The sequence below is a fragment of the Nocardia sp. CA-107356 genome (genome assembly GCF_050946365.1).
GTDB lineage: Bacteria > Actinomycetota > Actinomycetes > Mycobacteriales > Mycobacteriaceae > Nocardia.
This window is the reverse complement of record NZ_CP191992.1, coordinates 8,645,671-8,671,062: the sequence shown is the minus strand read 5'-3', so window position 1 is coordinate 8,671,062 and position 25,392 is coordinate 8,645,671. Positions and strand designations below refer to the sequence as shown.

Here is a 25,392-nt window from a genome sequence, read left to right as displayed (position 1 = left end):
CGGGTATGGGAATTTGACTCCGAGGCGGATCCGGGTCGAGAGTGCGCGGATGGGTGGAACGACCGAGGTGTCCCGCGCGACGTTGCGCAAGGTCACGATTCGATTGGTGCCGTTTCTCGGGCTGTTGTATTTCATCAACTACCTGGATCGGGTCAATATCGGGTTCGCCGGACCCAGCGGAATGAAAACAGATCTCGGGCTGACCGAGACGGCGTTCGGATTCGCCTCGGGCATCTTCTTCATCGGCTATCTCGTACTCGAAGTGCCGAGCAATCTGGCGCTGCACCGGTTCGGCGCGCGGCGCTGGATCGCCAGGATCATGGTGAGCTGGGGTGTGGTCGCCACCGCCATGGCGTTCGTGCCCGATGACACCTGGCTCTATATCCTGCGATTCACTCTCGGCGTGGTCGAGGCCGGATTCTTTCCCGGCATCCTGCTGTACCTCACGTACTGGTTTCCACAGACCCAGCGCGCGAAGATCGTCGCGCTGTTCATGATGGCGGTGCCGATTTCGACCGCATTGGGTTCGACGGTATCGAGCCTGATCATCCAGTACGGCAACGGTGTTTTCGGGCTCAGCGGTTGGCGATTCATGTTCCTGGTCGAGGGACTGCCCGCGATCGTGCTCGCGGTTGTCACCTGGTTCTTCCTCACCGACCGTCCCGGACAGGCGAAGTGGTTGACAGCGGTCGAAAAACAGTGGCTGACAGCGGAACTCGACGCCGAATACGCGGCGCGGGTCGAACACTGGACAGTCCGCCAAGCGCTCACCCATCCCCGCGTGCTCGGCCTGGCCCTCATCTATGGCGGCATTGTCTACGGCCTGTACGCGCTCGGATTCTTCCTGCCCACCATCATCAACGGATTCCAAGAGCAGTACGGCACGCACTATTCGGTGGTGCAGCGCGGGCTCATCAACGCCGTGCCGTATGTGATCGGCGCCGTCGTCATGGTGGTGTGGAGCAGGCACGGTGATCGGACCGGTGAGCGGGCCTGGCATGTGGCGCTGCCCGCGTTGATCGGTGGGCTCGCGATTCCGGTGGCGCTCTATCTGGGCAACCCGTTCGCCGCGATGATCGCGGTCACCGTATGCGCGGTCGGTGTCCTCGCCGCGCTACCCACCTTCTGGGCACTGCCGAGTACATTTCTCTCCGGTGCGGCCGCGGCGGGCGGTATTGCCCTGATCAACTCGATCGGCAATGTCAGCGGTTTCGTCGCGCCGTACGTCACCGGCGCGTTGAAGGATCTGACCGGAACCCAGCGCGCCGGACTGTGGGTCGTCGGCCTCGCCATGATCGGCTCGGCAGTCGGCGTTCTCGCGCTGCGATCCCGAATTCGCACCCCACCAACGGATGAAGCCACGCGCTGAATCAGCCTGCCCGCTCGGCGTTGTGCCGCGGATCACCGACCTTTCCCTCTGGTTGATATAGAACGATCCCTCTAATATAAAGGTATGAGCAATCGAGACGTAGTCGAAAAGTTCTACAGAGCAACCCAATCCGGCGACGCTGCCGCGATCCTCGCGGCGCTGCATCCGCGCTTCGAAGGCTGGGTGGCCCCCGGGATGCCCAGTGTGACCGTCACTCGGGCGCATGGTCCGGAGGCGGCCCTCATGGGCATCTGGGGGCCGGTGTTCCGTGACTTCGAGATCGCCCCGTTCGCCGAGGAGTGGGTCGAGGGCCGGTACGACAGCGTCGTCGTCACCGGTCACTATCGCGGCAGTGCTCGTACGACCGGCAAGCAGGTCACCGCCGAATTCGCCCACATCTGGCATATCGCCGATGGCAAGCTGCGCACTCTGCACCAGTACACCGACACCTGGCAATGGCACGAGGCGCTGTCCGACGCGGCCTGATCTAGGGCGATCGCGGCCCCGCAGGGGGATGATGGCTGCATGTCAACGGATCTCGCCGCATTCGTTCGTGGCCTGCCCAAGGCCGAGTTGCATCTGCATCTGGAGGGGACGCTGGAGCCGGAGTTGAAGTTCCGGCTGGCCGAGCGCAACGGGGTCGAATTGGCGGAGCAGACCGTCGAGGAGGTGAAGCAGACCTATAAGTTTCACGATCTGACGTCATTTCTGCAGGTGTACTACCCGGCCATGCGGGTGCTGCAGCAGTCGCGGGACTTCGACGATCTGGCCTTCGCCTATCTCACGCGGGCCCATGCCGACGGCATTCGGCATGTGGAGATGTTCTTCGATCCGCAGGCGCATACCGGGCGCGGCATCGAGTTCGGCACCGTGATCAGCGGATATCGCTCGGCGATCGTGCGAGCGCGCCGGGAGTTCGGCATATCGGCCGAGCTGATCCTGTGTTTCCTGCGCGACTACTCGGCCGAATATGCGATGGCGACGCTACTCGAGGCGCTGCCGTACAAGGATTGGATCATCGGCGTCGGACTGGATTCGGATGAACGCGGCAATCCGCCCAGTAAGTTCGCGGCCGTCTTCGAACGCGCGCGCCGCGAGGGCTTCCTGCTCACGATGCATTGCGATATCGATCAGGACGGCTCCATCGAACACATCAGGCAGGCGCTGCAGGACATCGGCGTCGACCGCATCGACCACGGCACCAATATCGTCGAGGACGAGCGCCTGGTCGAGTTGGCCAAGGCCAAGGGCATCGGACTGACCTGCTGTCCGGTCTCGAATTCCTTTGTCACCGAACAGATGAAGTCGACCGAGATCGTCGCGCTGCTCGATCGGGGCCTCGCGGTCACCGTCAACAGCGACGATCCCGCCTACTTCGGCGCATACGCGGCCGACAACTATCTGGCTCTCGCCGCACACGCGGGCCTGGATATCGACCGCGTCGTCGAACTCGCCAAGAACTCGTTCCGCGCCTCCTGGCTCACTCCTGGACGGTTGGACGCATTCCTGCGCGAGATCGACGACTACGTCGCCGCGCATCCGCCGCGCGGATCCGAATTCGCCTGACCTATCGACCAGTTGGCGCGACACGCCCGGAGTGTCGACACCCCTTTAATGAACCAACTGGTCGGCTGTTTGCTGACGGCAAGCGGTGGCGTCACAGCGAACCCTGGCCGGTGAACGGTGAGGTCATCGCGCCATCGAGCCGCATCGGCGCGTACTAAATCGTCGTTAAATCGAAACCCGCGATGCGTGTGTCGCGCGCGGCACGCCGCGACTCAACCCACCGGCGGCAAATTGGCAGTTTCGCTGGCAACGGTACATCGACTATGAATGTCTGGTGCCGTTCCCACGCGTGATCATTTGTCTGTCGTCGAATCTCTCCCGCTGGGAGTCGAATTGACCATCGAGCATCCCATCGAGGACGAGGTCGGACAGCTCGCGAGGAGGGTCGAGCGGGCCCGGGGGCGACTGGCCTATCAGTTCGATCCGGCGCTGACCGAGGCGCTCTCCGAGGACGAGCTGGTCGCCGAACGTGAGCTTGCGGAAAAGATTCGTGGCGAGGATCGCGCGCAGCGATGGAAACAGGTTCAGGCCGCGGCCGCCGCGGCCGACCGCGCCAGGCATACCACGGAAGCGATCGAGAAGGCCGACATCAGAGATCTATTGGTAGCCCGCAAGGCAATTGCGGCACAGCGGCGGGAGTCCAGCCCGCACGCCAAGCTGGCGTCGCTGTACCGGCACCGAGGATGGTCACTGCGCGCGTTGGCGGGCGTGGTGGCGGCGGGCATGCTGTGGTCCGCGGTCAATGTGCAGCACAACATCGCGCCGGGCGGGCCGGGCGATCCGCTGTACTGGTTCAGCTACCTCATCGAGGCGATGATCAGCGTCTGTCTGATCATCATCATGGTCGGCACCAATAAGGTCGCCGAATGGGGTGTCATCGATAACCGCCGACAGGTCGCCACGGCCGAAATCGCCCTGCTGTCACTGACGGTCACCCTCAACACCTACCCGTACCTGCGCGATGGCGAATGGTACGAGACCGGTGTGCACGCCGTCGCGCCGGTGATGATCGGCGTCGCCCTGCTCATCCACGATGCCGCGAGCGCACGCTACGGCCTGGCCATCTACCGGGCCACCGAGCAGGTTCGCGAATTGCCCGATCCGGCCGACCAGATCCGGCGCAAACTCCCGTCGATCACGACCTACCGTGCGAACGCGCTCGCGGCCCTGGTGGCGTCGGGATCGGGTAAAGAGTCCACGGATTCGGCCGAAGAGTCCGAAGCGGTGGCCGTCGCAGAAGGCGAACAGGACGCCGAGTTGGAAGTCGACGCGATCGTGGAGGCCGAAGAGGCCGAGGTCGACGAGACGACAGCCGGGGCCGAAGGGGAACGTGCTGCCGCACGAAATGGTTCGGCCACCGTCGCCGCGGTCGATCCCGAGAAGCGCCGGGCGGCGAGCAATGGCAATGGCCGAGTCGGGGCCGAGAACGGCCGTGCGCCGGTCAATTCGGAGCCACCGGAACAGCGGGCGACGCCCGCCAAGCCCGAGAGCCGCCCCGCGGTCGTGAAGGAGCCGGCCGCACCGGTGGTCGCGAAGAACAACCCTTTCGCTCCGGCGACCGTCGATAAGCCGGTCGCCGCTGCCGAGACCAAGCCCGTGCCCAAGGTCGAGAACCGGCCGGCGAGCCCGCAACCCGCCAAGGCGACCGCCCGCAAGGCGGCACCGGCCCAGGCCCCCGCTGAGCCGCAGCCCGCCGCGGACAGCAAGCCATCGGTGGTGTCGACACTGCGCAGGAGCAACGCGGCCCCGGCGGTATCGCGCAAGCCGAGCTCGCTCGAAGGCCGCAAGGACAGCAGGTCGACCGAGAACACCCGGGGCAAGGGCAACGCGCCCGCCGATCCGGATCCGCACCTGCAGGTGGTTCGCACACCCGATATCCACGACACCGGACAGTTCCGCATCGCCGAGATGCTCGAACAAGAACTTGCCGAACTACAGGCGGAGCGTCGCCGGGCAAGGGCGAGTAGACAACGATGATCCCGCCGCTTGCCAGCCCGGAGACTTCGGGGCATGATGCAGGCTCGGGTCATTAGGTACGTTAATAATTGACTACCGCTGTGGCGTGTCAGGTGTGGGAACGAAGGGATGGATCGGTCCAGTGATGAGGTCTTACAACTCAACAGGATCCAGAACCACTAGTTCCGCATCGGCACTACCGCGTTCATAGCGCAGCGGTGCGAGATACCCGGAAGCTGGAGTTTCCGCGTACGGGACCAGCGATCTACATCCTCGCCGGGAGCGCCCTGCTGTCGGTGATCCTCCTGTTCACCACCATCGACCCCTTCCTGGACAAGGGCGGGTTCCTGGTCGGCGGGCTCGACGTGCACATCTATCGCGATGGCGCATTTCGCATCGTGCACGACATTCCGCTCTACACCGAACCGACGATGCGCGGGCTGCTCTACACCTACACGCCGTTCTCCACCATCGCGTTCATGCCCATCTACCTGGTGCCGTGGGGGTGGGTCACGAACACCTGGCTGGTGTTGAACCTGTGCGTGCTCATCGGCTGTGTCCTGCTCAGCTGGCGGCTGCTCGGCTATCGGATCACCGGTCGGCTGGTGGTGGTCAGTGTTCTGCTGGCGGCCACCTGTGTCTTCATCGAGCCCGTCCGCCAAACGCTGTACTTCGGCCAGATCAACCTGGTGCTGATGCTGCTGATCCTGTTGGACGCGCTACGTGACGACCGCGGCAAAGTGCGTGGCATCGGCGTCGGACTGGCGGCGGGGATCAAACTCACCCCGATCTACTTCGTCGCGTACTTCGTGGCCCTGCGGCAATGGCGTTCGGCGGTCGTCGCCTGCGCCACCTTCCTCGCCTCCATCGTCTTCGCCGGGGTCATCCTGCCCACCGATTCCCGGCAGTACTGGACCTCGACGTTCTTCCAATCCAATCGGATCGCGGTGGACACCCACCCGGCCAACCAATCCATCCGCGGTGTCATTGCGCATGTGCTGGATCGGCCGGCGCCGGTGTGGCTGTGGCTGCTCGTCGCGGGCTCGATCGCGATCGCGAGTCTGGTCGTCACCACGGCGCTATATCAGCGCGGTGAGCGGCTGCTGTCGATCACACTGGCCGGTCTGACCGCCTGTGCGGTATCACCCTTCTCCTGGGGACACCACTGGGTGTGGTTCGTGCCGCTGCTGGTCTACCTGGCACACAAGGCGCGCGACAATTGGCGCTGGTGGGTCGCGGCGGCGATGCTGTTCGCCGCGACCGCCGCATGGACCTATCACTGGAGCAAAACCTGGGTGTCGATCGGGGTGTTCCTGCTGCCCCCGTGGTGGCCGATCACCAAGGTGCTGATGAACGGCTACGTCATCGCCTTCCTCGCGGTGCTGATCGGCGCGTGGATCCACCTGCGCCGCGACGGTTGGTCGGCGCTCAGCGAGCGCTCGGCCGAGCGCTCGATCCGGTTCCCGCTGTTGCGACGGCGCGACCCCGAATCCCCTTCTTGCCCAACACCTCGTCCATGACAAATACCGGAACCCGATGGGGGAGGACGGGTTTGCGAACAAGGTAATCTGGCGTGCATGGGGAGGGGAGAATCTGTGCACGTAGTGCGTCGGTGGGCTGCCGGTATCGCGGCCCTGTTCCTATCGGGGCTCGTCGTTCCGGGAAGTGCGGCGGCGCAGACCTATTACGGCGGATACCACACCGCCGCCGATATGCTGCGGCACGCGCAGACCGTCGGCGGCACCTATCCGGGCATCGCGGCGGTCTACGACATCGGTGCGTCCTGGTTGGCGACACAGGGATACGGCGGACACCGGCTGCAAGCGATCTGCCTGACGGGTATCGCGCCCGCATCCATGCCGGTGAAGGCGGTCGCGAAGGCCGGATTCGGATTGGTTCGACCCGACGGATGTGCCCTCTCGACGGTCTCGAACAAGCCGAAGCTCTTGCTGTTCGCCCAGATTCACGCCCGCGAGATCGCGACCGGCGAGCTGATGTGGCGCTGGATCGACTACCTCGCCGACGGCTACGGTGTCGACCCCGAGGCGACTTCGATACTCGACAGCACCGAAGTCTGGATCGTGCCGGTGGCCAATCCGGATGGTGTGGATATCGTCTCCGCCACCGAGGGTGGTCCGCTATCCCAGCGCAAGAATGTCGATGACGCCGAACCGACCTGCGCGGTAGCGGATTCGCATGGCGGCAATGGCCGTGGTGTCGATCTCGAACGGAATTTTTCCGGGCGGTGGGGCGAAGCGGGCGCCGACGCGGATCCGTGCGCGCAGGACTATCGGGGTGCCGCCGCGGCGTCCGAGCCGGAAACCCGGGCACTCGAGGGTTTGGTATCCGCGATCTTCGCCGACCAGCGCGGCGAGCCGGGCCGGGGCGAGGTGCCAGACAGTGCCACCGGACTTCTCATCGACCTGCACTCCTTCGGGAACTACGTGATCACGCCGTCGGTGACCGCCCCCGAGGACGCCGCGCAACTGCGGAATCTGGCCGCGGCGGTCGCGCCGGCCGGTTTCGCTTCGGGCACCTCTATGGACACCGTCGGCTATCCGACCTCGGGAACCAGCATGGATTACGCCTACGGCGCGCTGGGCGTGGCGGCGCTGGCCATGGAGATCGGGCCGCGCGAGGCCGACTGCGCCGGATTCTTCCCGGAGTACTCGTGTCTGGATCGTTTGCTGTGGCCACAGATCAGGCAGGCGTTCACCGCAGCGGTGCGCGCGGCCGCTGCGCCCTACCGTCAATAGGGCAGAGGCTTTGCATTCTCTTTACCAGCGGATATCCTTCGCTTGTAGCCCGAAATCGGCCTCTTGCCGGGCTCGTCGAGCGGAGCTACCGTAGGCTCTTGCGCCGCGAAGCAATCCGGTCACCCGAAGGTTGCTACACCTACCGCTCGACGGGAGGTATTACTTCGATGTCGCACGAACATAATGCTCGGCCGGGCCGGAGGTATATCGCAATGACGAAGAAGAGGACGCAGCCCGCGCCCATGTTCAAGGTGACCGTGGTCAACGCCATCCACCAGGATGTCGATGGGTACGGCGACAGATGGGTCGCCACCCTCGACCATGAGAATATGCGCGTCGAATGGATTGCCGCCGCGGTCGCCAAGGATGCGCGGACGGTGCGGATCTGGTGCGACGACTGCGGGGCCAGCGTTCACCTGTGCCCCGAAATCCGCGATCACCTGCCGGTGGATGTGCGCAAAGCACTCGCCGCGGCATGGGAGCACTACCACCCGTCCTATCACGTCTAGGCGAATTCGAGTACCTGATCCAACGGACGACGCAGCGAGCGCGCCGTCGGTGGCCGCGCGCAGGCGAGCCGGAACAGCAGCACCTCGGTACTGCCGTCGATAGCGGTGCCGCAACTGCTGAAGTTCGGCCTGCTCATGCCTGGACAGACCGTGGCCCCCGCCGCGCTCGAGTCTGGTGAAAAGGTAGGGCAGCGGATCATCGGTTGCAGCGCAATGCCTTTCGTCGTCGCGGTGAGCCACATCCGCTGCCTGGCGCGCCCGCCACGCAGATAGCTTTCGCGTGACAGACCGAACTCCGTCAGTAGTCCCACCGCGGCGGCGCTCGCCACCGCGCCACGGGAAGGTCTTCCACTGCACGACCGCCGCCGATTTCGGTGCGGCACTGCGCCACCCGCCACTGGCTACAGCAGCCGCGGTGCGGCGCCTTCGGCCGCGGTGGCGGTATCGAGCCCGTAGGGTTCGGCCCGCACCTCCTCTGGCGGCCACCGGTAGCCGCCCATCACGTCGCGGTGCATGGCCCGGTTCAGCAGGCCGATCCGATCGCCCGCGCCGACTTCGGCCAATTCCACTCTCTCGCAGCGGAGTTGCAGATATCCCGGATTCGGCGCGGACCGCGGCGAGCGATTGCGCCACCTCGACGCCGAGCGGCCAGCTGATCGGCCTCAGGACACCCGGGTTGCCGCGATGGCAGCGGGATAGATCATCCGGTCGGGCGGATTGCTGGTGCGACGGGCGAGCGGGTAGTAGATGGCGGCGGTGAAGACGATGCCGACGATCCAGGAAATGTCCGCGCCGCCGAGCATATCGGTGACCGGGCCCGTGTAGAGCTTCTGGGCGAGGAACGGGATCTGGGCGAGAATGCCCACTATGTAACAGGCCAGTGCGGTGACGTTCCAGCGTCCATAACGGCCGTCCGGATCGTAGAGCGCGGGGACGTCGATGCGTTCGCGCGAGATCAGGTAGTAGTCGATCAGGTTGATCGCGCTCCACGGGGTGAACACCATGAGCAGCACCAGCACGAAATTCTTGAAGTTGTTCAGGAAATCGGCGCTGGCACCGACCGCGATCAGCATCGATACCGCGGTGAAGCCGACGATATAGGCCGCTCGCGCGGCCTGCGTGGTGTGCGACCGGCCGTTGAACGCGGTCACCGAGGTCAGGATGGACATGAACCCGCCATAGGCGTTGAGACAGTTCACCGTCAGCTTGCCGACCACGATCACCAGGTAGATCAGCAGCGCGATCGCGGACGGCCCCGCGAGATCGCCGATGAACCCGACTTGATTGCCCAGGAACGCCTTTCCGGCCACCGCGGCCACCAGTGCGCCGAGCGTCATCGCCCACTGCGAGCCGAGCACGCTACCGGCGAAGGTGGACCAGAAGGTGGTCCGCGCACTGGTCGAGCGGGGCAGGTAGCGCGAATAGTCGGCGACGTACGGGCCGAAGGTGAGCTGCCAACCCGCGCCGAGGGAGATCGCGAGGACGAAGGTCACGATGTCGAAGGATTTGGCCCCGACATAGGCGCTGACGTCGTATTCGGCGAACAGGCGAATGGTCAGGTAGGTGAAGCCGATGATGCCGACCACGGTGGCGATCCGGCCGATGACGTGGATCAGCCGGTAGCCGGTCACCGCGACCACCGCGGTGAGCGCACCGAAGACGAGGATGCCGACGGTCGAATTGTCCACGTGCAGGATCTTGTTCACCGCCTGACCGGCCAGCACCGTGCCGGTCGCGGCGAAGCCGAGATACATCACGATCACCAGCAGCAGCGGTATGACGGCGCCGAAGACACCGAATTGGGCTCGGCTGGAGATCATTTGCGGTAGGCCGAGCCGCGGTCCCTGTGCGGAATGCAGGGCCATGACGATGCCGCCGAGGATATTGCCGAGGAGTAAGCCGATGATCGCCCAGAGCGCATCGGCCCCGAAGACCACCGCGAGTGCACCGTCGACAATCGCGGTGATCTGCATATTCGCCCCGAACCACAGGGTGAACTGATTGCGCGGGGTGCCGTGGCGTTCGGCATCCGGAATTACTTCGATGGTGCGGCGCTCGATCTGGAGTCCGGCGTCGAATTCGTCGTTGTGCGGCATGAATCCGCCTTCCGTCAGGAGAAGGGGAGCAGCTGCGACAAGTGCGGCGCGGGGAGGACCCGACGTGCGCCCTCGGTCTGTGCTCTGGGTTACTGAAGCTGCCCAGATGCATAGTCCTGTATATACAAGTGGCTGTCAACCGGAACGGATAAAGTGACGCGGAGATCAGATAGCGAGAGGTGGTGGCGATGAACCGCCCCGTGCACGATGCAGATCTGGCGGTCTTGTTCGCGGCGTCCGGACCGGATTCGGCGCCGGCGTATGAGCGGATCAAGAACCTCATCCGCACGCAGATCGGCGCCGGGCGCTGGGCTGCTGGCGATCTGCTGCCCTCGGAACATCAACTGGTCGACGCACTCGGGATCTCCCGCATGACGGTCAACCGCGCGCTGCGCGAACTGGCCGCGGCGGGTGTGGTCGTCCGAATGATGGGCGTCGGCACCTTCGTCGCACCCGCGAAGGTGGCCTCGCCGCTGTTCGAGGTGCGCAATATCGCCGATGAGATCCAGCGGCGCGGCCACCGGCATCGCACCGAGGTGATCTTCCTGCGCAGCGAACCCGTCGACACCGACAATCCACTGCTCGACGACTGGCCAGCCGATGCGGTATTCCATTCGCTGCTGGTGCATTTCGACGACGACGTACCGATCCAATTGGAGGACCGCTACGTCAACCCGGCTGCGGCTCCCGGCTACCTCGACCAGAACTTCGCCGACAGCACCCCGAACCACTACCTCAGCGAGGTCGCGCCGCTGGTCCGCGGTGAGCATGTGGTCGAAGCGGTGCAGGGCAGCCACGAAGACTGCCGCCTACTTCGAATCCGCCGCACCGAACCCTGCCTGCAGATCCGTCGCCGCACCTGGTCCGCCACCGCCCTGGTCAGCATCGCCCGTCTGCTGCACCCAGGCTCCCGCAGCCGCCTCGAAGGCGCCTTCGGAGCCTGAGGACCCTCGGGTCAGGTGCCGAAGTTCTCGACGGCATGGGTCACGATCGCGTCGAGGCTCGCGTGATGGGCACCCTTCCAATAGGTTCGGCCGCAGTCCAGGCATTGCGCGAAGGCATCGTAGGTGCGTGCGGTGTCGTCGGGGAGTTGTCCGCGCAGGGTCTGCTCATCGGTCACGCGGAGGGTGCCGTTGCAGGCCGTACAGCGGGTCCATGGCGCCAGTGGTGGTGCGAAACGCGACAGCACATCGTCGAGTTGTTCGGGCGGGCGGTGGCTGTAAATGTATGCGCCCGCGAAGATTTCGCGTCGCCGCAGTAGTCCGCGATCGCGAGAGAGCAGTACGCGACGTTCGGTCGCCGAACGCGTGGCCAGCGCCGCGTCCCCGATATCCGGTTTCTCGTAGGCGGCGTCGATGCCGAGCAGCCGCAGCCGCCGCGCGAGGGTTCCGAGGTGGATATCGAGGAGGAATCGCAGCGGTTCGGCGATGTGCTGGGGGCGGTCCACGGCGCGCACCGAGACGGCCTCGCCGTCGGCGGGCAGGTGTGCGGGGTCAACCGGTTGACCGTCGACCAGCAGTGCGCCCACCTCGGTGAGCGGCACGCCGAGCGACTCCACGACATGCCCGAGCGTCGACGCGGCGTCGATTCGCACGGCCGAACGACCCTCGCGCTGTGCGGCGGCGACGAACAGCCGCAGCTCGGGCGCGAAATCGACCGTGATCTCCGCAGTGGTCACGCGGCCAGCATGCCAGGGCATGCGGTCCGGCGACCACCGAGCTTCACAATGCCCAGGGTTGGGCTCGGCGGCGGACCGGCGGTTCCGCGTTGGCCATGGCCTCGAGGTCTTCGAGGAATTTGTCGATGCTGTCGGCAGCCACGTGGGTGGAGCCGATCTCGTAGCGGACCTTCTCCTCGGTGCTGTCCAAGACCGTGGTGATGAGGTCGGCCTTCAGATCGCGAATGAGCTGGGTGCGCATCTGGGCGATCTGGTCGCGGCCCTGGCTGCGGACGCGGGCGACCTCGGCGTCGGCGAATTCGCGCATCTTGGCGACGATGCGCTCGGCATCGATGCGCGCGTCCTCGCGGATGTGCTCCAGCTCGGCCTGGGCGTCGGAGACCGCGTTGTCGTAGGCCCGCTTGGCCTCGACCAAGCGCGCCGCAGCGGCCTCGTTCTCGTCCAGTTGCTTCTGAATATTGTTCTGCGCCTTGGCCATCAGGCGCCCGACCGGCGGTGCGATGTATTTGACCATGATGAAGACAATGACGGCGAAACCGAACAGCTGGCTGAAAAAGATCGGCCAGTCGAAGGTGATGTGGAAGATGCCCGAGTCCTCGGACGCTGCCGCGTTGACGGCTCCTTCGGCGAGGAGGCCGCTGGTGACGATGGCGCTGATGACAGTCATGGCTACGCTCGTTCTGAGTGATGGCCGACGCTGGAGTCGGCGTGCCGATCCTTGATGCCGAGCACACGATCGGCCAATGTCTCGGCGAGCGGTTCGACAGCCTCACGCAGCTCCGCGGCCACTTGGTCCGCCTGGGCCCGCAGTTCGGTCGCGGACTCCGCGACGATCCTGTCGGCCTCTCCCTGCGCCTCACTTCGTAACTGCTCGAGGATAACTCGGCCCTCGGCCCGTGCCTGGTTCCTGATCCCGACCGCCTCACTGCGCGCCTGCGCTACGGCCGCCTGATACTTCGCTTCGGCGTCGGCGAACAAGGTTTTGGCTTCCTTGTTGTCGACCGCGGTCTCCGCGACTCTCGCCTCGCGTTCCGCCAATACCTTCCGTATCGGCGGAACGACGAACAGCCACATGACCCCGAGCACGATCAGGAAGATCAACAGCTCGGCGAAGAATGTGCCGTTGGGAATGAGGAAATTCCCCTCGGCAACAACATCCGTTCGCGGAGTCATATTGTATTACTTACCGGGAGTAGCGAATACGAAGAGCGCCATGAACGCTAGATTGATGAAGTACGCCGCCTCGACCAGACCGACGGTCAGGAAGAAGTTGCCGCGGAGGCGACCCTCCGCTTCGGGCTGACGGGCAACGCCGTTGATCAGCGCGGCACCGGCAAGGCCGTCACCGATACCCGCGCCGATGGCGCCGCCGCCCATAATGATGCCGCCGCCGATAAGGGCGCCCTGGACGATGGCTGCCGTTGTTGCGTCTGCCATTTTTCACTTCCTGTTCTGTTACATGAGCTCGATCGGCGGCGCCGATCAGTTGTTGTTTCGAGCGACCAGCAAACAGTCGCTGGTGGTTAGTGTTCGTCCTCCAGCGACATCGACTGACTGAAGTACAGGATGGTCAGCAGCGAGAAGATGAATGCCTGGATGGCTCCGACGAAGAGGTCGAAGAGTTTCCAGATGGCATTCGGTCCCCAGCTGATCCAGAACGGGAACAGCGCGATCACCGAGACCATCACGCCGCCCGCGAACATGTTGCCGAACAATCGCAGCGACAGCGAGAGCGGTTTGGCGACTTCCTCGATGACATTGATGAAAACCATCGGACCCCAGCCGGTGTGGCCCTTCAGCAACTGTTTGACATGCCCACCGGGACCGCGTCGGTACACACCCGCGCCCTGATACAAGACGAATACGAACAGGGCCAGCGCATAGACGAAATTGACATCCGATGCGGGCGGCGCGATGAATTCGCCGTGTCCGTACTGCACCGGCAGGACCGACAGCCAGTTCGACAGCAGGATATAGATGAACAACGTGACGGCCAACGGCAGCGCGAACGGCGCGACCTTCATGCCGATGGCGCTTTCCACCTGGTTGCGCATCCCGACCGTCACGGTCTCGAAGAACAACTGCACGCCGTTGGGTACGCCCGAGGTCAGCTTGGCCCGCAGGTAGAACGCCAAGGCGAGCACGATCGCCGCCGCGAGGGCGGTCGAGATGATCGTGTCGACATTGAAGTCCAAGCCCCAGAGATGGGCGACCGCGTGTTCGCCGACCTTGATTTTCGGCTCTTCGGCGGGCGCTTCCTGTGCGAGGACCGGAAGCGCCGACTGCGCGATGAAGGCGAGTTGATTCGTCATGATTGCTGGCGAAGCTCCTTCACTTCAGGCAAGACGGTAACCAACACCAGAATCACTTGAAAGGCGGCCATGCCGAAGAAGATTCCGATGCCATGGGGTCTTGCCAGGAAACCCACTGCGAGCGAACCGCCGGTTATCGCGATCAATCGAGTCGCAGAGGAGAGGTACAACCCCTGTTTCCTCGGCTTCTCGGCATCGGCGACCCGGTTGACGGTCACCCGGGTGAGTTGAGCATTCACCCAACCGAGTCCGAGTCCGAGACAGATGAACAGTCCGAGCAGCAACCGATTCAACGGTCCGGTCGCAGCCAGGGTCAGCACACCGACGCCTATTGCGAATACAGTCGCACGGCGCATTCGGAGTGTATTGACATCCACCTCGACACCGTCCTCGGTCATCATCCCACCTCGTAGTGGGGTCGTGATTGATCGATAGCATACACATCAACAACCCCTTTGCGAGGCAACGTTTTTGATCTTTCTCCGGAGAAATTTCGAACCATGTCCGTCTGGCGACAGTGTCACCCCGAAGCCATCAAGATCAACTGAATGCCTCCTTCATAACAAGATCAACAAGACTGGCCGCTCGGCATCCTCGCCATCCGCTAATTGGCAGCATATTCGCCGAATGGGTGCGAGGGCGGAAACGAGCAGGATGGGTGTGTCAGGCCGGTGCGCCGACCCAGACGGTGAGGGCTTCGGGCAATCCCGCGGCGGCGGGTTCCTCGCCCACCCAGGCGACGTAGCCGTCGGGGCGCAGCAGGACGGCGGCCGGGGCCGGGATCTCGCCGACGCCGGGGACGGCCCAGTGCTCGCTGCGGCTTTCGGCGCGGACGATATCGACTCGGTCGTGCCATTGCGGGACCGCCGGGACGTCGTTTCCGTCGAGTACGAGCAGCACCGGGCGGCCCGCGTGCAGGAGTTCGTGGACTCGGGTCGCGCCGGCCGCGGTCGTGAGATCGGCATCGGGGACGCGGCGGCCGATGAGCGGGTGGTCGCCCTTGATGTCGTAGCGGATGTCGAGTGCGGTGATCATCAGGCCGAGGCGATGGCGCACCTGGTCCATATCGATCAGGTCGCTCATGATGTCGCGCAGCGCATCGGTGTGCGGGCCGGAACGGCCGAGCGCGGTCTGGGCGCGGGTGTTGAGCAGGACGCGGGCCGCGATGGGGTGGCGCTCGGTCTCGTAGGTGTCGAGTAGTTCGTCGGATGCGTGGCCACGCAAAGTGGCGGCCAGCTTCCAGCCGAGATTCACCGCGTCCTGGAGGCCGAGGTTCTGTCCCTGGCCGCCCGCCGGGTAGTGGATGTGCGCGGCATCCCCGGCCACGAAGACCCGGCCGACGCGATAGCGGTCGGCTTGGCGGGCGGCGTCACCGTAATGCGAGACCCAGCGCGGGCTGTGCATACCGAAGTCGGTGCCCGCGACCTCGGCGAAGCTGGTGCGGAAGTCTTCGAAGCTCAGTTCGGTGCCGCGGTCGAGGACGCGGTCGTGGCGCTGGACCACGAGTCGGTACCAGCCGGGCTCGAATTGGACGGCGGAGAAATCGCCGACACCGCGTCGGTGTCCGAAGAAGGGCTGCGCCGGCGGATCGGCCAACTCGACATCGGCGAGCATGCCGGTCATGGTCGCATCGGTGCCGACATAGTCGATGCCAGCGAGTTTGCGGACCGCGCTGCGGCCGCCGTCGCAGCCGACCAGGTAGGCGGCGCGGATCCGGCGGGGATTCGGGCCGCCGATCTCGACCTCGACGCCCGCCGCGTCCTGACCGAAGTCGATGACCGGCGAGGCCCACTGCACTGGCGCGCCGAGTTCGGTTGCGTGCCGGTCGAGTTCGCGTTCGATCGCCGCCTGCAGTACGGCGAGTGCGAAGGGGTATCGGGTATCGAAGTCGCTGAAATCCAGGGGCAGGCCGCCGAAGTGCCCGGCCTGCATGGAGCGGCCGCGTGGGAGTAGATCGTCGAGCAGGCCGCGCTGATCGAGAACCTCCATGGTGCGGGCGTGGATGCCGCCCGCCCTGGATTCGCCGGTTCGCGCCGGAAGTCCGTCGACCAGTGCCACATCTACTCCGGCCAGGCGCAGTTCATAGGCCAGCATCAGCCCGGTCGGTCCGGCGCCAGCGATCACTACATCGGTGGTTTCCATGTCGGTCTCCTTAACAACGTTAAGCGATTTAACGTTGTTAAGGAGATCAGAACATTGTTAAACTGTCAAGGGATTCGACAGCGGAGGTGCCAGTGAAGATCGATGCCAAGGTGATCGCCGAGGCCGCATTGGGGCTGCTCGACGAGGTCGGTCTCGATGGGTTGACCATGCGCAAGGTCGCAGCGGCACTGGATGTGCAGGCGCCCGCACTGTATTGGCATGTCAAGAACAAGCGCGAACTGCTCGATGCGATGGCTCGGCGGATCTTCGTCGTTGCGGTCGACGGTGTCGAGGCGCCGCGCCTGGGGGAGGACTGGCAGGACTGGGTGGTTGCGCTGACCGGGCGGTTGCGCCGGTCGATGCTGCACTACCGGGACGGGGCGAAGGTGCTGGCCGGTACCTACGTCAGCGACGAAGCCATGTGGCGCACCGTGGAATTGACATTGCGCACGCTCGAGGATGCGGGATTCTCGACGAGCGACGCCGAACGAGTCTTTCCGCTCCTGCTGCACTACACCGTCGGGTTCGTTATCGAGGAGCAGGCCCAGTCCGGCGCGGAGTACGCCGACGGCAATCCCTACGATCTCGCACGGCTGGCCCACGCGATCGATGCCGACCGCTACCCCAGGACGGCCCGCATGGTCGCCGATCTCTTCGATACCGATACCGATGCCGAATTCGACCACGGGCTACGGGTCATCCTGGCCGGAATCCTGGCCACCCGAACCGCTTCCGAATCTTCCTGACCTGTGTACTCAGCGACCGAGCCCCGCCAGGCCGTCCGCGAGGGTCGTGATCTTCAGTGCGTCGAGAACCTGTAGACGGACGTCCGGGCATTCGGTGGTGGTGATGCGGTCGATGATGGCGCGGTCCTCGATGACGGTGTCGTTGAGGCCGCCGTTGCGGGCGGCCCAGTTTTGCACGGTGCCGTTGAAGCTGATCTTGCCGAGCGGCGTGCCCTCGGTGCGCCACTTGTCGACCTCGGGTTCCATCATGGCGCACAGCTGTTTTGCCGCGGTCGGGGTGATCTCGTCCGGATTCGGCACCTGCGCGGAGCTGCCCGGAGAAGAGAACGTGATGGTGATGTCCGGATGCGAGGTGGGGGTGGCGGGCAGCGGATTGATACCACCGTCGTCGCCGCAGCCGACGAGTAGGACCGCGGCCAGTGCCGCCGCGGCCAGCGTGGCGGTGGATCCGATCGAGGACATCGATACTCCTTACTATTTCGCCTCGGGCGTCAGCTCGTAGACGACATAAGCGGTGCGCACCACCGGCAACGCGACATTGCGCACCCGAATGCCGCCCGGTGTGGTGCCGCGTTCGATGCCCGCATGCGCGTGCCCGTGGATCGCGAGGTCGGCGCCCTGGTCATCGATGGTCTCGCCGAGTAGGTACGAGCCGAGGAACGGGTAGATTTCGCGTGGCTCGCCGTGCAGCGTGTCGCTGATGGGGGAGTAGTGGGTCATGGCCACGGTGACATCGGTGTGCAGGCCTGCCAGTGCTGCTCCCAGAGTCTGCGCGAGGTCGACAGTGTGCGAGGCGAATTCGCGCATCACCCGTTCGCCGAAGACGCTCGCGCACTTACCGGCGAAACCACCGCCGAAGCCTTTTGTCCCGGCGATGCCGAGGGTATGTCCGTCGACCGTGAATTCGGCCGCGGTGCCTTCCAATACGGTGATGCCGTGATCGGTGAGCGTCGCGGTGATCTCGTCCTGTGCGTCGCTGTGGTGATCGTGATTGCCGAGGACCGCGACCACCGGGACGCCGAGATCGGCGAATTCCGCGGCGACGACCCGGCCTTCGGCAACAGTGCCGTGCCGGGTGAGATCACCCGCCAGCAGCAGCACATCGGCGCGATCGGGCAGCTCCGCCAGCGCGGGGCGGAATTCGCCGTGTGATTCGACGCCGAGATGTACGTCGCCGATTGCCGCGATCCGCATGCGCCAGCCTCCTTTCCGGTCTCAGTCCGCCAGCGCCTCGGTGTCCCCGGGGGCCGCGGGCGGCGTGACGTGCACGTCATTGTGGATGCGGGCCTGCGGAACCTGTTCGCGCACCACGTTTTCCATCTGCTGCTTGCGTTCGGCGCTGCTCACCTCGCCACCGAGGACGATCACATCGCCGCGGATCGTCACCTGGACGCCGAGTTCGGCGGTGCGCGGATCCTCGGCGAGTGCCCGGCGCAGGTGTGCGACCAGATATTGCGGCAGCTCCATCTACGCCCCCTCCTTCGGCTCGATCACCCCGAGGTCGCCCAGCAGTCCGAGGAAGGCTCTGGCGTAGGGCGAGCTATGGGTTTCCGAGCGCACACACTGCCAATCCACCTGCTCGCGCAGATCGCGCGCAATATGCAGCAGCGGGCTCAGATCCAGGCGGTGCGCGTCGAAGACCAGCAATTTGTCGATCAGCAGATCGGTCGCGCTGACCACCGGCGCCAGCGCGGGACCGACGCGCATCACGGTGGCGCGATCGAGCAGTTCGTCGGTGACGTCACGGTTGTTCGGCCGGTAGATCAGGTCGATGAGGACTCCGCCGTCATAGGCCTTGGTCAGCCAGTCTTCGGGCGGCTCTGCGACCCGCAGTCCGCCGCGGGCCAGCGCGGCGCGGGCGCGCGCGAGATCGGCGGGCTTGATGAGGATATCCACATCGTGTTCGGTAGCGGGTCCGCCGCGCGCGTACACCGCGCAACCGCCCGCCACCGCGAAGCGGATATCGGTACCCGCCAGCGTGTTCACGGCGCGGGTCAGCGCGTGCAGCAGCTCATCGATGGTCGGGACCATATATGCGCCATACCCGCAGTTCGGCCTGCTAATCGCTGCCGCGGGGGTGCTGTGCGGGTTGCGCGCAATCAGGGTTTGCGCGCTATGGCGCCGACCATCAGGCGCTCGATAACGGTCAGCTTGTCGCGCACGATGCGGGTCGGGCGCCATTGCGGGAGGTAGACCAGGCCGGGCTCGACCAGGTCATAGCCGCGGATCAGATCGAGGATCTCGTCATCGGTACGGAAGCGGCCGGTGCCGAGGAATTCCATGAAGGACTTCTCGGTTCTCCTGGCCTCCTCGCCCGAGTCGCAGAAGTGCGTGATGAACAGGTGGCTGCCCGAGGGCACGGCATTCATATATCCGTCCACGACACCTGCCGGATCCTCGTCGTCGTGCAGATGGTGCAGCATGCCGACGAGCATGACGGCGACGGGTTGTTCGAAATCGATCGTCCGTCGCACATCCGGATGCGCGAGTACCTTATCGGGATGCCGGAGGTCGGCCGAGACGACGACGGTGTGGTCGTTCTGCTTCAGCAGTGCGCGTCCGTGCGCCAGCACGAGCGGATCATTGTCGACGTAGACGACGTGTGCCCCCGGCTGCAGCGATTGGGCGACCTGATGGGTGTTCTCCATGGTGGGCAGGCCGGCTCCGAGGTCGAGGTACTGCTTCAGTCCGGCCTCGCCAGCGAGGTAGCGCACGCCGCGACCCAGGATCTCGCGATTCAGTTTCGCCAGATCATCGATGTTCGGCATGGTCGCACGCAGGTGTTCACAGACTTTTTCGTCGACGGGGTAGTTGTCTTTCCCGCCGAGCAGCGCATCGTAGACGCGCGAAATACTCGGCTTGTTCGGGTCGATCTCAACCGACGTCGACCCGGAACTTGTCATATCCACCCCTTTTGCGCGACGTCCTGCGAATATGTGCTCGAAAAGCCTAGTCACACAAGCGGATGCCGTGCGCACCAATCACCGATCCGACATACGAATTCGGTCGGCTCAGTGAACCGACCCGATACTGGCTCAACGTCCAGCGCAGAAACCAGCCGGTGCCGCCGATAACCTCGCGCTCCTCAACGTTCGCCACCGCTGAGGAGCAGAGTCACGTGACGAATATGGCGGGGGTGGTTTGTCCTCGTGGCGGCCACCGCTGTCTGTGTCACCGTGATCTCGTATACAGCAGGTACCTAGCTCCGGGTCTGGGCACCGCGCACCGGGCGTGCGACTACTCAGTTAGGCGAAATAAACTGTGCACCACTGGTTTTCGTTGCAACCTCTCAGGTGGCGTCGAACAGCCTGTCGGCGGGGCCGAGGTGTCCGATGGTGTTGGAGATCTGGGCGACCAGGGCCCAGGGGCGTTCTGTATCGGTGGTGGCCTTGCCGTTGGTGAGGATGGCTCCGGAGAGGCCGCGGGCTGGGTCGGCCCAGCCGTATTGGGTTGTCAGTCCGCTGCGACCGAAGTGGGACTGGGTGTTTCGGCCGAATTTGGATCGGCGGGCGCCCAGTTCGAAACCGGCGCGGCTTACTCGTCCGGCCAGGCCGGGTATCCGGGGCGCGGGCTGGATCGCTGCGCGCAGGGTGTCCGGCTCGATGATTCGGATTCCGTCGAGTTCGCCACCGCGGGTAAGGATTTCGTAGAAGCGGGACAGTTCGTAGGCCGTGGTGACGAGGTTGCCCGAGGGCAGTTCGGCGGTCAGGAAGGCCTGGTTCGCGGATTTGGCGACCGCGCGGTCCACTCCGCCGCCGAGTGCTTTGCGCGCCAAGAAGGTCGATATTCGGGATGGTGGCGGCCCGGTCTTCACACTTGGCACGACCTTGTCGACATCCTCGGGGCGGACTCCGAAGTTGGTCCAGCGGAAGCCGAATGGCACGAGTACCTGCTCGGCGAGGTGCTCGCGCATCCGCTTGCCGGTAGCCCGCTGCACCAGCAGGCGTTGGATCAGCCCGCTGGTCAATGCGTGGTAGACGCGGAACCGGCCCGGCCGCCAGCTCGGCACCAGATCGGACAACCCCTGAACGGCCAACTCCTCGTCGAGCACCAGATCGACCCCGCGGTACGGCGGCGTGACAAATGGCACCCCGGCCGAATGCGACAGCACATCGCCGATCGTGATCGCATCCTTGCCATTGGCCGCGAACTCCGGAATGTACTCGCACACAGGATCATTCAGCTCGAATGCGCCCTGTTCGATGAGCATGAACATCAGCGCGGCGGACACTCCTTTCGCGGTGGAGAAGCCGCAGAACGGTGTTTCCGGCGTCGCGAGCACCTTCTCCGCATCGGGGCTGTCCCTCGGCGCATTCCCCCAGCCGTGCCCGATGGTCCGGTTCAATACGATCTTCCCGTTGCGCCGCACACACGTCTGAATCGCGGGCGTCGTCCCCAACCGGTACCACGCCTGCACGGATGCCCACAGCGACTCGACCTCGCCGCTGGTCAATCCGGCGTCCGCCGGATCGTCCTCAGGCCCGACCGTCGTCACCGCGGCCAGATCATCGGCGACGGTCACCAACGTGGCAGGAAGTACCTTCACGCGGCCAGCATATCGACGGGCATACACCTGCCGGACGGTGGTTTCGCATCCGACGCGCGGGTATTCGGCGGACAGGAGGTGTGTGACATGCCCAAGGAATGGAGCAATAAACAGGAACGCCAGTACGAACACATCAGGGATTCGGCGCAGGACCGGGGCGAGAGCCAGCAGCGCGCGGAGGAAATCGCCGCACGCACGGTCAACAAGAATCGCGCCCGGGCCGGGCAGACGAAGACCGCCAGCCGCTCCTCGATCCAGGACAAATCGCCCCAGCAGCGCGGGGGGCAGCGCTCGGGCCGTCGCGGGCCGAAGGGCCCGACCCGCGACCAGCTGTACAACGAGGCCAGGCAGCGAAACATCAAGGGTCGTTCGAAGATGACCAAGGGGCAGCTCGCGAGGGCGTTGGGCAAGGCCTGAGGCGGGATGCTCGGCGGACCGGTGCGGCGAGGAGCTGACCCGCGATCCTCGCCTCAGCCCGGCGACCCGAGTTAGCCTCGGGTCATGTGCCGAAATATCACTGCTCTGCGCGGGCTGGAGCCCGCGGCGACACCGGAAGAAGTACATGCGGCTGCCCTGCAGTACGTCCGCAAGGTGGGCGGGCTGTCCAGCATCTCCGCCGCTACCCGTCCGGCGGTCGATGCCGCCGTCGCCGAAATCGCGGCCGCCACGATGCGGCTGCTCGAGCAATTGCCGGATCGCAAGGTCCCGCCGAAGACCGTGCCGCCGCTGCGCCGCCCCGAGGTACAGGCGCGGATCCACGCCCACGCGCACGACTGAGTCCCCGCTGCTCTGATGAGTCCCCGCTGCTCTGAGCAGATCTGCTGAGGGCAGCACGGCGAGATTTTCGCGGTGCGCGCAGGGCACGGTGGAGTCATGGCTCACGATGACAAGACACCGTTGTTCAGTTGGCGCGCCAGGGAGCAGCTGCTCGGCAGGCGGATATTGGTGCTGGACGGCGCCCTCGACGACGATAACGGGACGTTGCTGATGACTCAGCTGCTCACGTTGGCGGCCGAGGACGCCGAGGCGGGGATCTCGTTGTGGATCCACTCACCGGGTGGTTCGGTTCCCGCGATGCTCGCCATTCGCGATGTGATGCGCCTGGTGCCGTGCGAGGTATCGACATTGGCGCTCGGATTGGCTTGCAGCGCAGGACAATTCCTATTGTCCGCGGGTACGCCCGGGCGACGTTTCGCACTGCCGCATGCGCGGGTGCTGATGCATCAGGGGTCGGCCGGAATCGGCGGCAGCGCCGTCGAGGTCGAGGTGCAGGCCGATGATCTGCGCTACACCGTGGAGACCGTGCTCGGCATCATCTCGGGCGATACCGGACAGCCCTATGACCGTATCTACGAAGATTCGCTGCACGACCGCTGGTTCAGCGCGACGCAGGCCAAGGAATACGGCTTCATCGACCATATCGTCGACTCGTTCGGGCAGATCGTGCCCCAGCGCCAGCGGATCGGAATCACGGCATGACCTACACCATTCCCAATGTGATCGCCCAGCATCCACGCGGCGGCGAGCGGATCACCGATATCTACTCGCACCTGCTGGCCGAACGGATCGTCTACCTCGGCACCCCGATCGACTCCGGCGTGGCCAATGCGCTCATCGCGCAGCTGCTGCATCTGGAGTCGGAGAGCCCGGAACAGGACATCAATCTCTACATCAACTGCGAGGGCGGCGATCTGTCCGCGATGCTCGCGATCTACGACACCATGCAGTTCATCAAGGCCCCCGTGCTCACCACCTGCGTCGGCCAGGCCATCGCGGTCGGCGCGGTGTTGCTCGCCGGTGGCGCGCCCGGTCGCCGATCCCTGCTGCCACATGCCCGGGTGGTACTGCATCAGCCGGCCGCCCGCGGTCAGGGGGCGATTCCCGACCTGATCCTGCAGGCCGACGAATTGGTGCGGATGCGCGCCGAAATCGAGTCGATCCTGGCTCGGCACACCGGGCAGTCGGCGGAGCGACTGCGTCACGACACCGACCGCGATCGCGTATTCACCGCCCAATCGGCCGTCGACTACGGCCTGGTCGACACCGTCCTCGGGTCGCGCGCGACCTAGGCTCGCATAGGGCTGGTTCGCGGCCGCACTCGGCGGGTCACCCAGGTGACGGCGGTGCCGACGGCAGTGCCGAGCAGCCAGCCGATAAGGACATCGGTCGGCCAGTGCGCGCCGAGATACACCATGCACCCGCCGATGAACACCACCGCGGCGGCGAGTGCCGCACCCGCCGCGCGGCGCGTACGGGCCGATTCCCAGTCCACGGCCAGGAAGACGGCCAACGCCAGTGCCGAGGTGGCGGCCGCATGGGTCGACGGCATCGCCCACCCCTGGATTTCGGGCCACACCGTCAGGTCTCCGCTCGGGCGCGGCCGCCCGATCGCCTGCTTCAGGTTGTGCGCGATGAAGTCGGCGAGCAGCAGACTTGCCGACGCGGCCGCGCCGACCCGCCAACTCCTGGTCACGACCACGGCCATCACCCCGACGAGCGCGAGCAGCCCCAGCACCTCGATGCCGACCCCGGCATCACCGATCGTCCGGATCGCCCGGGTCACCGCATCCTGGCGCGTCTCGGCGATGACGCGCATGATGCCTTCATCGAATCCCACCAGCGGTGCAGGCCTATGCCGCCAGCGCCATGAGAGTGGGCGTTGCGCTGGCGCGCGGTGCGGACTGCCGGGCGAAGGCGGGACGACGGAGTGCGCGCAAGTCGTCGGCCACCTGTTCGGTGAGACCGAAGAGGGTGGTGCCGAGGGCGCCCGCCAAGGCCGCGATCATCTCGCTCGACGGTTCCTTGCGCCCGCGCTCCACCTCGGACAGGTATTGCGGCGAAATGCCCGCTCGCCCAGCGGTTTCGACGAGCGTCTCGCGCTGCTCCCGGCGCAACGTGCGCAACCGTTCGCCGAGCACCTCACGCCACAGTGGTTCGGCGTCCCTCGGCTGGTCGTCGCGTCCGCCCGGGATCGAGTGCAGTCTCGGATGCTCGGTCATATCCAGAGCGTACGACCGCGCGCGCCGATCCGGTCGGTCATTACGCTCTCAGCGGACAAACGGCGAAGGCCCCATGTCCAACGGACACAGGGCCTTTCGCGCCGAGTCGAGATCAGGGCAGCGGGATCCACTGGCCGAACAGCCAGAACCCGTGTCCAGCTGGCTGCTGATCCGGCCGCTGCTGGTCCTGATGCTGATCCGGCCGCTGCTGATCATCCCGTCGCTGATCCGGCCGCTGCTGATCGTGTCCCTGCTGTTGCTCGACGGCCGGGCGTTGATCGGACCCCGGATCGGCGCTCGCCACACCGGCGCCGACACCGAGCAAACCGACCAGCACTCCGCCTGCGATCGCACCCTTCGCCAGCTTCGACTTGATCTTCATCCACGTTCCTCCTGTTGTCAGGTCTCGATCCGAGACCATCGACCCGTTCGAACCGGACCGACACGACAATCCTCGAAGCTCAACATTTGCGCACTATGGGCCGTGGCTGTGAGTTAGCTGGACGAACGAATTCCGCATTCAAGACGGCCCGCCCACGCCAACTGTGGGACGGCTATCCGTTCGATCACGTTGGTCTACACCGCTCCGATCGGCCGACACTCGGTCCGCACCAACGGCCCTCGACTCGTGCCGATCATCGGCTCATGCTGACCACGAGGTTGCGCGCTAAACTAGGAGTACGCTCATTAATGAGTCCACTCAAAATGAGCTGGAGG

Annotated in this window: 32 protein-coding genes; 13 read left to right on the top strand and 19 right to left on the bottom strand. The window is 65.1% G+C overall.

Going from position 1 to position 25,392, the window contains the following annotated elements; translation table 11 throughout:
• The first annotated feature begins 49 nt into the window (after positions 1-49).
• The 7 genes from ACQP1G_RS39125 to ACQP1G_RS39095 all read left to right on the top strand — a co-directional run bounded on the left by ACQP1G_RS39125 (position 50) and on the right by ACQP1G_RS39095 (position 8,156).
• Positions 50-1,369, top strand: coding sequence for an MFS transporter (locus ACQP1G_RS39125; RefSeq protein ID WP_433194714.1), 1,320 nt, complete (start codon positions 50-52; stop codon positions 1,367-1,369).
• 84 nt (positions 1,370-1,453) lie between these two features.
• Positions 1,454-1,855 (top strand): nuclear transport factor 2 family protein, encoded by a 402-nt coding sequence (locus tag ACQP1G_RS39120; RefSeq protein ID WP_433194713.1) that lies wholly within the window; start codon positions 1,454-1,456, stop codon positions 1,853-1,855.
• Between the two features lie 39 nt (positions 1,856-1,894).
• Positions 1,895-2,935 carry an adenosine deaminase gene (gene add / locus ACQP1G_RS39115; protein WP_433194712.1) on the top strand — a complete coding sequence of 347 codons (1,041 nt, stop codon included), beginning with the start codon at positions 1,895-1,897 and terminating at the stop codon, positions 2,933-2,935.
• A gap of 333 nt (positions 2,936-3,268) precedes the next feature.
• Positions 3,269-4,912: a hypothetical protein gene (locus ACQP1G_RS39110; RefSeq protein ID WP_433194711.1), complete on the top strand. Its 1,644-nt coding sequence runs from the start codon at positions 3,269-3,271 to the stop codon at positions 4,910-4,912.
• A 197-nt stretch (positions 4,913-5,109) separates the two neighbouring features.
• Entirely contained in the window at positions 5,110-6,411 is a 1,302-nt protein-coding gene (locus ACQP1G_RS39105) for a glycosyltransferase 87 family protein (protein ID WP_433194710.1), read from the top strand.
• A gap of 75 nt (positions 6,412-6,486) precedes the next feature.
• A complete protein-coding gene (locus tag ACQP1G_RS39100; protein ID WP_433194709.1) occupies positions 6,487-7,647 on the top strand; it encodes a M14 family zinc carboxypeptidase in 1,161 nt (386 codons plus the stop codon).
• A 212-nt stretch (positions 7,648-7,859) separates the two neighbouring features.
• Positions 7,860-8,156 carry a hypothetical protein gene (locus ACQP1G_RS39095; RefSeq protein WP_433194708.1) on the top strand — a complete coding sequence of 99 codons (297 nt, stop codon included), beginning with the start codon at positions 7,860-7,862 and terminating at the stop codon, positions 8,154-8,156.
• Here ACQP1G_RS39095 and ACQP1G_RS39090 read toward each other — a convergent pair.
• The 3 genes from ACQP1G_RS39090 to ACQP1G_RS39080 all read right to left on the bottom strand — a co-directional run bounded on the left by ACQP1G_RS39090 (position 8,153) and on the right by ACQP1G_RS39080 (position 10,252).
• Positions 8,153-8,485, bottom strand: coding sequence for a hypothetical protein (locus ACQP1G_RS39090; protein WP_433194707.1), 333 nt, complete (start codon positions 8,483-8,485; stop codon positions 8,153-8,155). The genes ACQP1G_RS39095 and ACQP1G_RS39090 overlap by 4 nt on opposite strands.
• Positions 8,486-8,557: 72 nt before the next feature.
• A complete protein-coding gene (locus ACQP1G_RS39085) occupies positions 8,558-8,725 on the bottom strand; it encodes a hypothetical protein (protein ID WP_433194706.1) in 168 nt (55 codons plus the stop codon).
• Between the two features lie 93 nt (positions 8,726-8,818).
• Positions 8,819-10,252 (bottom strand): purine-cytosine permease family protein, encoded by a 1,434-nt coding sequence (locus tag ACQP1G_RS39080; RefSeq protein ID WP_433194705.1) that lies wholly within the window; start codon positions 10,250-10,252, stop codon positions 8,819-8,821.
• Positions 10,253-10,440: 188 nt separating this feature from the next.
• Here ACQP1G_RS39080 and hutC point away from each other — a divergent pair, with 188 nt between their 5' ends.
• Entirely contained in the window at positions 10,441-11,196 is a 756-nt protein-coding gene (gene hutC, locus ACQP1G_RS39075; protein WP_433194704.1) for a histidine utilization repressor, read from the top strand.
• Positions 11,197-11,207: 11 nt separating this feature from the next.
• On the opposite strand, the gene ACQP1G_RS39070 is transcribed toward hutC, so the two are convergent.
• The 7 genes from ACQP1G_RS39070 to ACQP1G_RS39040 all read right to left on the bottom strand — a co-directional run bounded on the left by ACQP1G_RS39070 (position 11,208) and on the right by ACQP1G_RS39040 (position 16,384).
• A complete protein-coding gene (locus ACQP1G_RS39070; RefSeq protein WP_433194703.1) occupies positions 11,208-11,930 on the bottom strand; it encodes a Mut7-C RNAse domain-containing protein in 723 nt (240 codons plus the stop codon).
• A 43-nt stretch (positions 11,931-11,973) separates the two neighbouring features.
• The gene (locus ACQP1G_RS39065; RefSeq protein WP_433194702.1) at positions 11,974-12,597 is read right to left on the bottom strand and encodes a hypothetical protein; all 624 of its coding nucleotides are present in this window, start codon (positions 12,595-12,597) and stop codon (positions 11,974-11,976) included.
• A gap of 2 nt (positions 12,598-12,599) precedes the next feature.
• Positions 12,600-13,103 carry a F0F1 ATP synthase subunit B gene (locus ACQP1G_RS39060; protein WP_433194701.1) on the bottom strand — a complete coding sequence of 168 codons (504 nt, stop codon included), beginning with the start codon at positions 13,101-13,103 and terminating at the stop codon, positions 12,600-12,602.
• 6 nt (positions 13,104-13,109) lie between these two features.
• Positions 13,110-13,367, bottom strand: a complete 258-nt coding sequence (locus tag ACQP1G_RS39055) for a F0F1 ATP synthase subunit C (protein WP_040687366.1) — start codon at positions 13,365-13,367, stop codon at positions 13,110-13,112.
• A gap of 86 nt (positions 13,368-13,453) precedes the next feature.
• Positions 13,454-14,242: a F0F1 ATP synthase subunit A gene (atpB, locus tag ACQP1G_RS39050; RefSeq protein ID WP_433194700.1), complete on the bottom strand. Its 789-nt coding sequence runs from the start codon at positions 14,240-14,242 to the stop codon at positions 13,454-13,456.
• Positions 14,239-14,598, bottom strand: coding sequence for a hypothetical protein (locus ACQP1G_RS39045; protein ID WP_433194699.1), 360 nt, complete (start codon positions 14,596-14,598; stop codon positions 14,239-14,241). Before ACQP1G_RS39045 ends, atpB begins: the two co-directional genes overlap by 4 nt.
• A gap of 307 nt (positions 14,599-14,905) precedes the next feature.
• The gene (locus ACQP1G_RS39040) at positions 14,906-16,384 is read right to left on the bottom strand and encodes an FAD-dependent monooxygenase (RefSeq protein ID WP_433194698.1); all 1,479 of its coding nucleotides are present in this window, start codon (positions 16,382-16,384) and stop codon (positions 14,906-14,908) included.
• A 92-nt stretch (positions 16,385-16,476) separates the two neighbouring features.
• On the opposite strand from ACQP1G_RS39040, the gene ACQP1G_RS39035 reads away from it, so the two are divergent.
• Entirely contained in the window at positions 16,477-17,130 is a 654-nt protein-coding gene (locus ACQP1G_RS39035; RefSeq protein ID WP_433194697.1) for a TetR/AcrR family transcriptional regulator C-terminal domain-containing protein, read from the top strand.
• A gap of 9 nt (positions 17,131-17,139) precedes the next feature.
• Here the strand turns inward: ACQP1G_RS39035 and ACQP1G_RS39030 are convergent, their stop codons facing one another.
• The 6 genes from ACQP1G_RS39030 to ACQP1G_RS39005 form a co-directional block, all read right to left on the bottom strand.
• The gene (locus ACQP1G_RS39030; RefSeq protein WP_433194696.1) at positions 17,140-17,592 is read right to left on the bottom strand and encodes a hypothetical protein; all 453 of its coding nucleotides are present in this window, start codon (positions 17,590-17,592) and stop codon (positions 17,140-17,142) included.
• 12 nt (positions 17,593-17,604) lie between these two features.
• Positions 17,605-18,324: a metallophosphoesterase family protein gene (locus ACQP1G_RS39025; protein WP_433194695.1), complete on the bottom strand. Its 720-nt coding sequence runs from the start codon at positions 18,322-18,324 to the stop codon at positions 17,605-17,607.
• Positions 18,325-18,345: 21 nt separating this feature from the next.
• Positions 18,346-18,597: a BON domain-containing protein gene (locus ACQP1G_RS39020; protein ID WP_433194694.1), complete on the bottom strand. Its 252-nt coding sequence runs from the start codon at positions 18,595-18,597 to the stop codon at positions 18,346-18,348.
• The gene (locus ACQP1G_RS39015) at positions 18,598-19,161 is read right to left on the bottom strand and encodes a nucleotidyltransferase family protein (protein ID WP_433194693.1); all 564 of its coding nucleotides are present in this window, start codon (positions 19,159-19,161) and stop codon (positions 18,598-18,600) included. It abuts the gene before it with no gap.
• A 68-nt stretch (positions 19,162-19,229) separates the two neighbouring features.
• The gene (locus tag ACQP1G_RS39010; protein ID WP_433194692.1) at positions 19,230-20,033 is read right to left on the bottom strand and encodes an SAM-dependent methyltransferase; all 804 of its coding nucleotides are present in this window, start codon (positions 20,031-20,033) and stop codon (positions 19,230-19,232) included.
• A 386-nt stretch (positions 20,034-20,419) separates the two neighbouring features.
• On the bottom strand, positions 20,420-21,676 hold the full coding sequence (locus ACQP1G_RS39005) for a serine hydrolase (RefSeq protein WP_433194691.1): 1,257 nt from the start codon (positions 21,674-21,676) through the stop codon (positions 20,420-20,422).
• Between the two features lie 87 nt (positions 21,677-21,763).
• Between ACQP1G_RS39005 and ACQP1G_RS39000 the strand changes: the two genes are divergently transcribed.
• The 4 genes from ACQP1G_RS39000 to ACQP1G_RS38985 all read left to right on the top strand — a co-directional run bounded on the left by ACQP1G_RS39000 (position 21,764) and on the right by ACQP1G_RS38985 (position 23,745).
• Positions 21,764-22,093 (top strand): plasmid stabilization protein, encoded by a 330-nt coding sequence (locus ACQP1G_RS39000; RefSeq protein WP_433194690.1) that lies wholly within the window; start codon positions 21,764-21,766, stop codon positions 22,091-22,093.
• A gap of 84 nt (positions 22,094-22,177) precedes the next feature.
• Entirely contained in the window at positions 22,178-22,453 is a 276-nt protein-coding gene (locus tag ACQP1G_RS38995; protein ID WP_433194689.1) for a DUF2277 domain-containing protein, read from the top strand.
• 96 nt (positions 22,454-22,549) lie between these two features.
• Positions 22,550-23,155 carry a ClpP family protease gene (locus ACQP1G_RS38990; protein WP_433194688.1) on the top strand — a complete coding sequence of 202 codons (606 nt, stop codon included), beginning with the start codon at positions 22,550-22,552 and terminating at the stop codon, positions 23,153-23,155.
• Positions 23,152-23,745, top strand: coding sequence for a ClpP family protease (locus tag ACQP1G_RS38985; RefSeq protein ID WP_433194687.1), 594 nt, complete (start codon positions 23,152-23,154; stop codon positions 23,743-23,745). The genes ACQP1G_RS38990 and ACQP1G_RS38985 overlap by 4 nt, the downstream gene beginning before the upstream one ends.
• Here the strand turns inward: ACQP1G_RS38985 and ACQP1G_RS38980 are convergent.
• From ACQP1G_RS38980 to ACQP1G_RS38970, 3 genes are all read right to left on the bottom strand, one after another.
• Positions 23,742-24,293, bottom strand: coding sequence for a phosphatase PAP2 family protein (locus tag ACQP1G_RS38980; RefSeq protein ID WP_433194686.1), 552 nt, complete (start codon positions 24,291-24,293; stop codon positions 23,742-23,744). The two genes, ACQP1G_RS38985 and ACQP1G_RS38980, sit on opposite strands and share 4 nt — an antisense overlap.
• A 13-nt stretch (positions 24,294-24,306) precedes the next feature.
• Positions 24,307-24,675: a helix-turn-helix domain-containing protein gene (locus ACQP1G_RS38975; RefSeq protein ID WP_433194685.1), complete on the bottom strand. Its 369-nt coding sequence runs from the start codon at positions 24,673-24,675 to the stop codon at positions 24,307-24,309.
• Between the two features lie 112 nt (positions 24,676-24,787).
• Positions 24,788-25,057, bottom strand: a complete 270-nt coding sequence (locus ACQP1G_RS38970; protein WP_433194684.1) for a hypothetical protein — start codon at positions 25,055-25,057, stop codon at positions 24,788-24,790.
• Between the last annotated feature and the right edge of the window lie 335 nt (positions 25,058-25,392).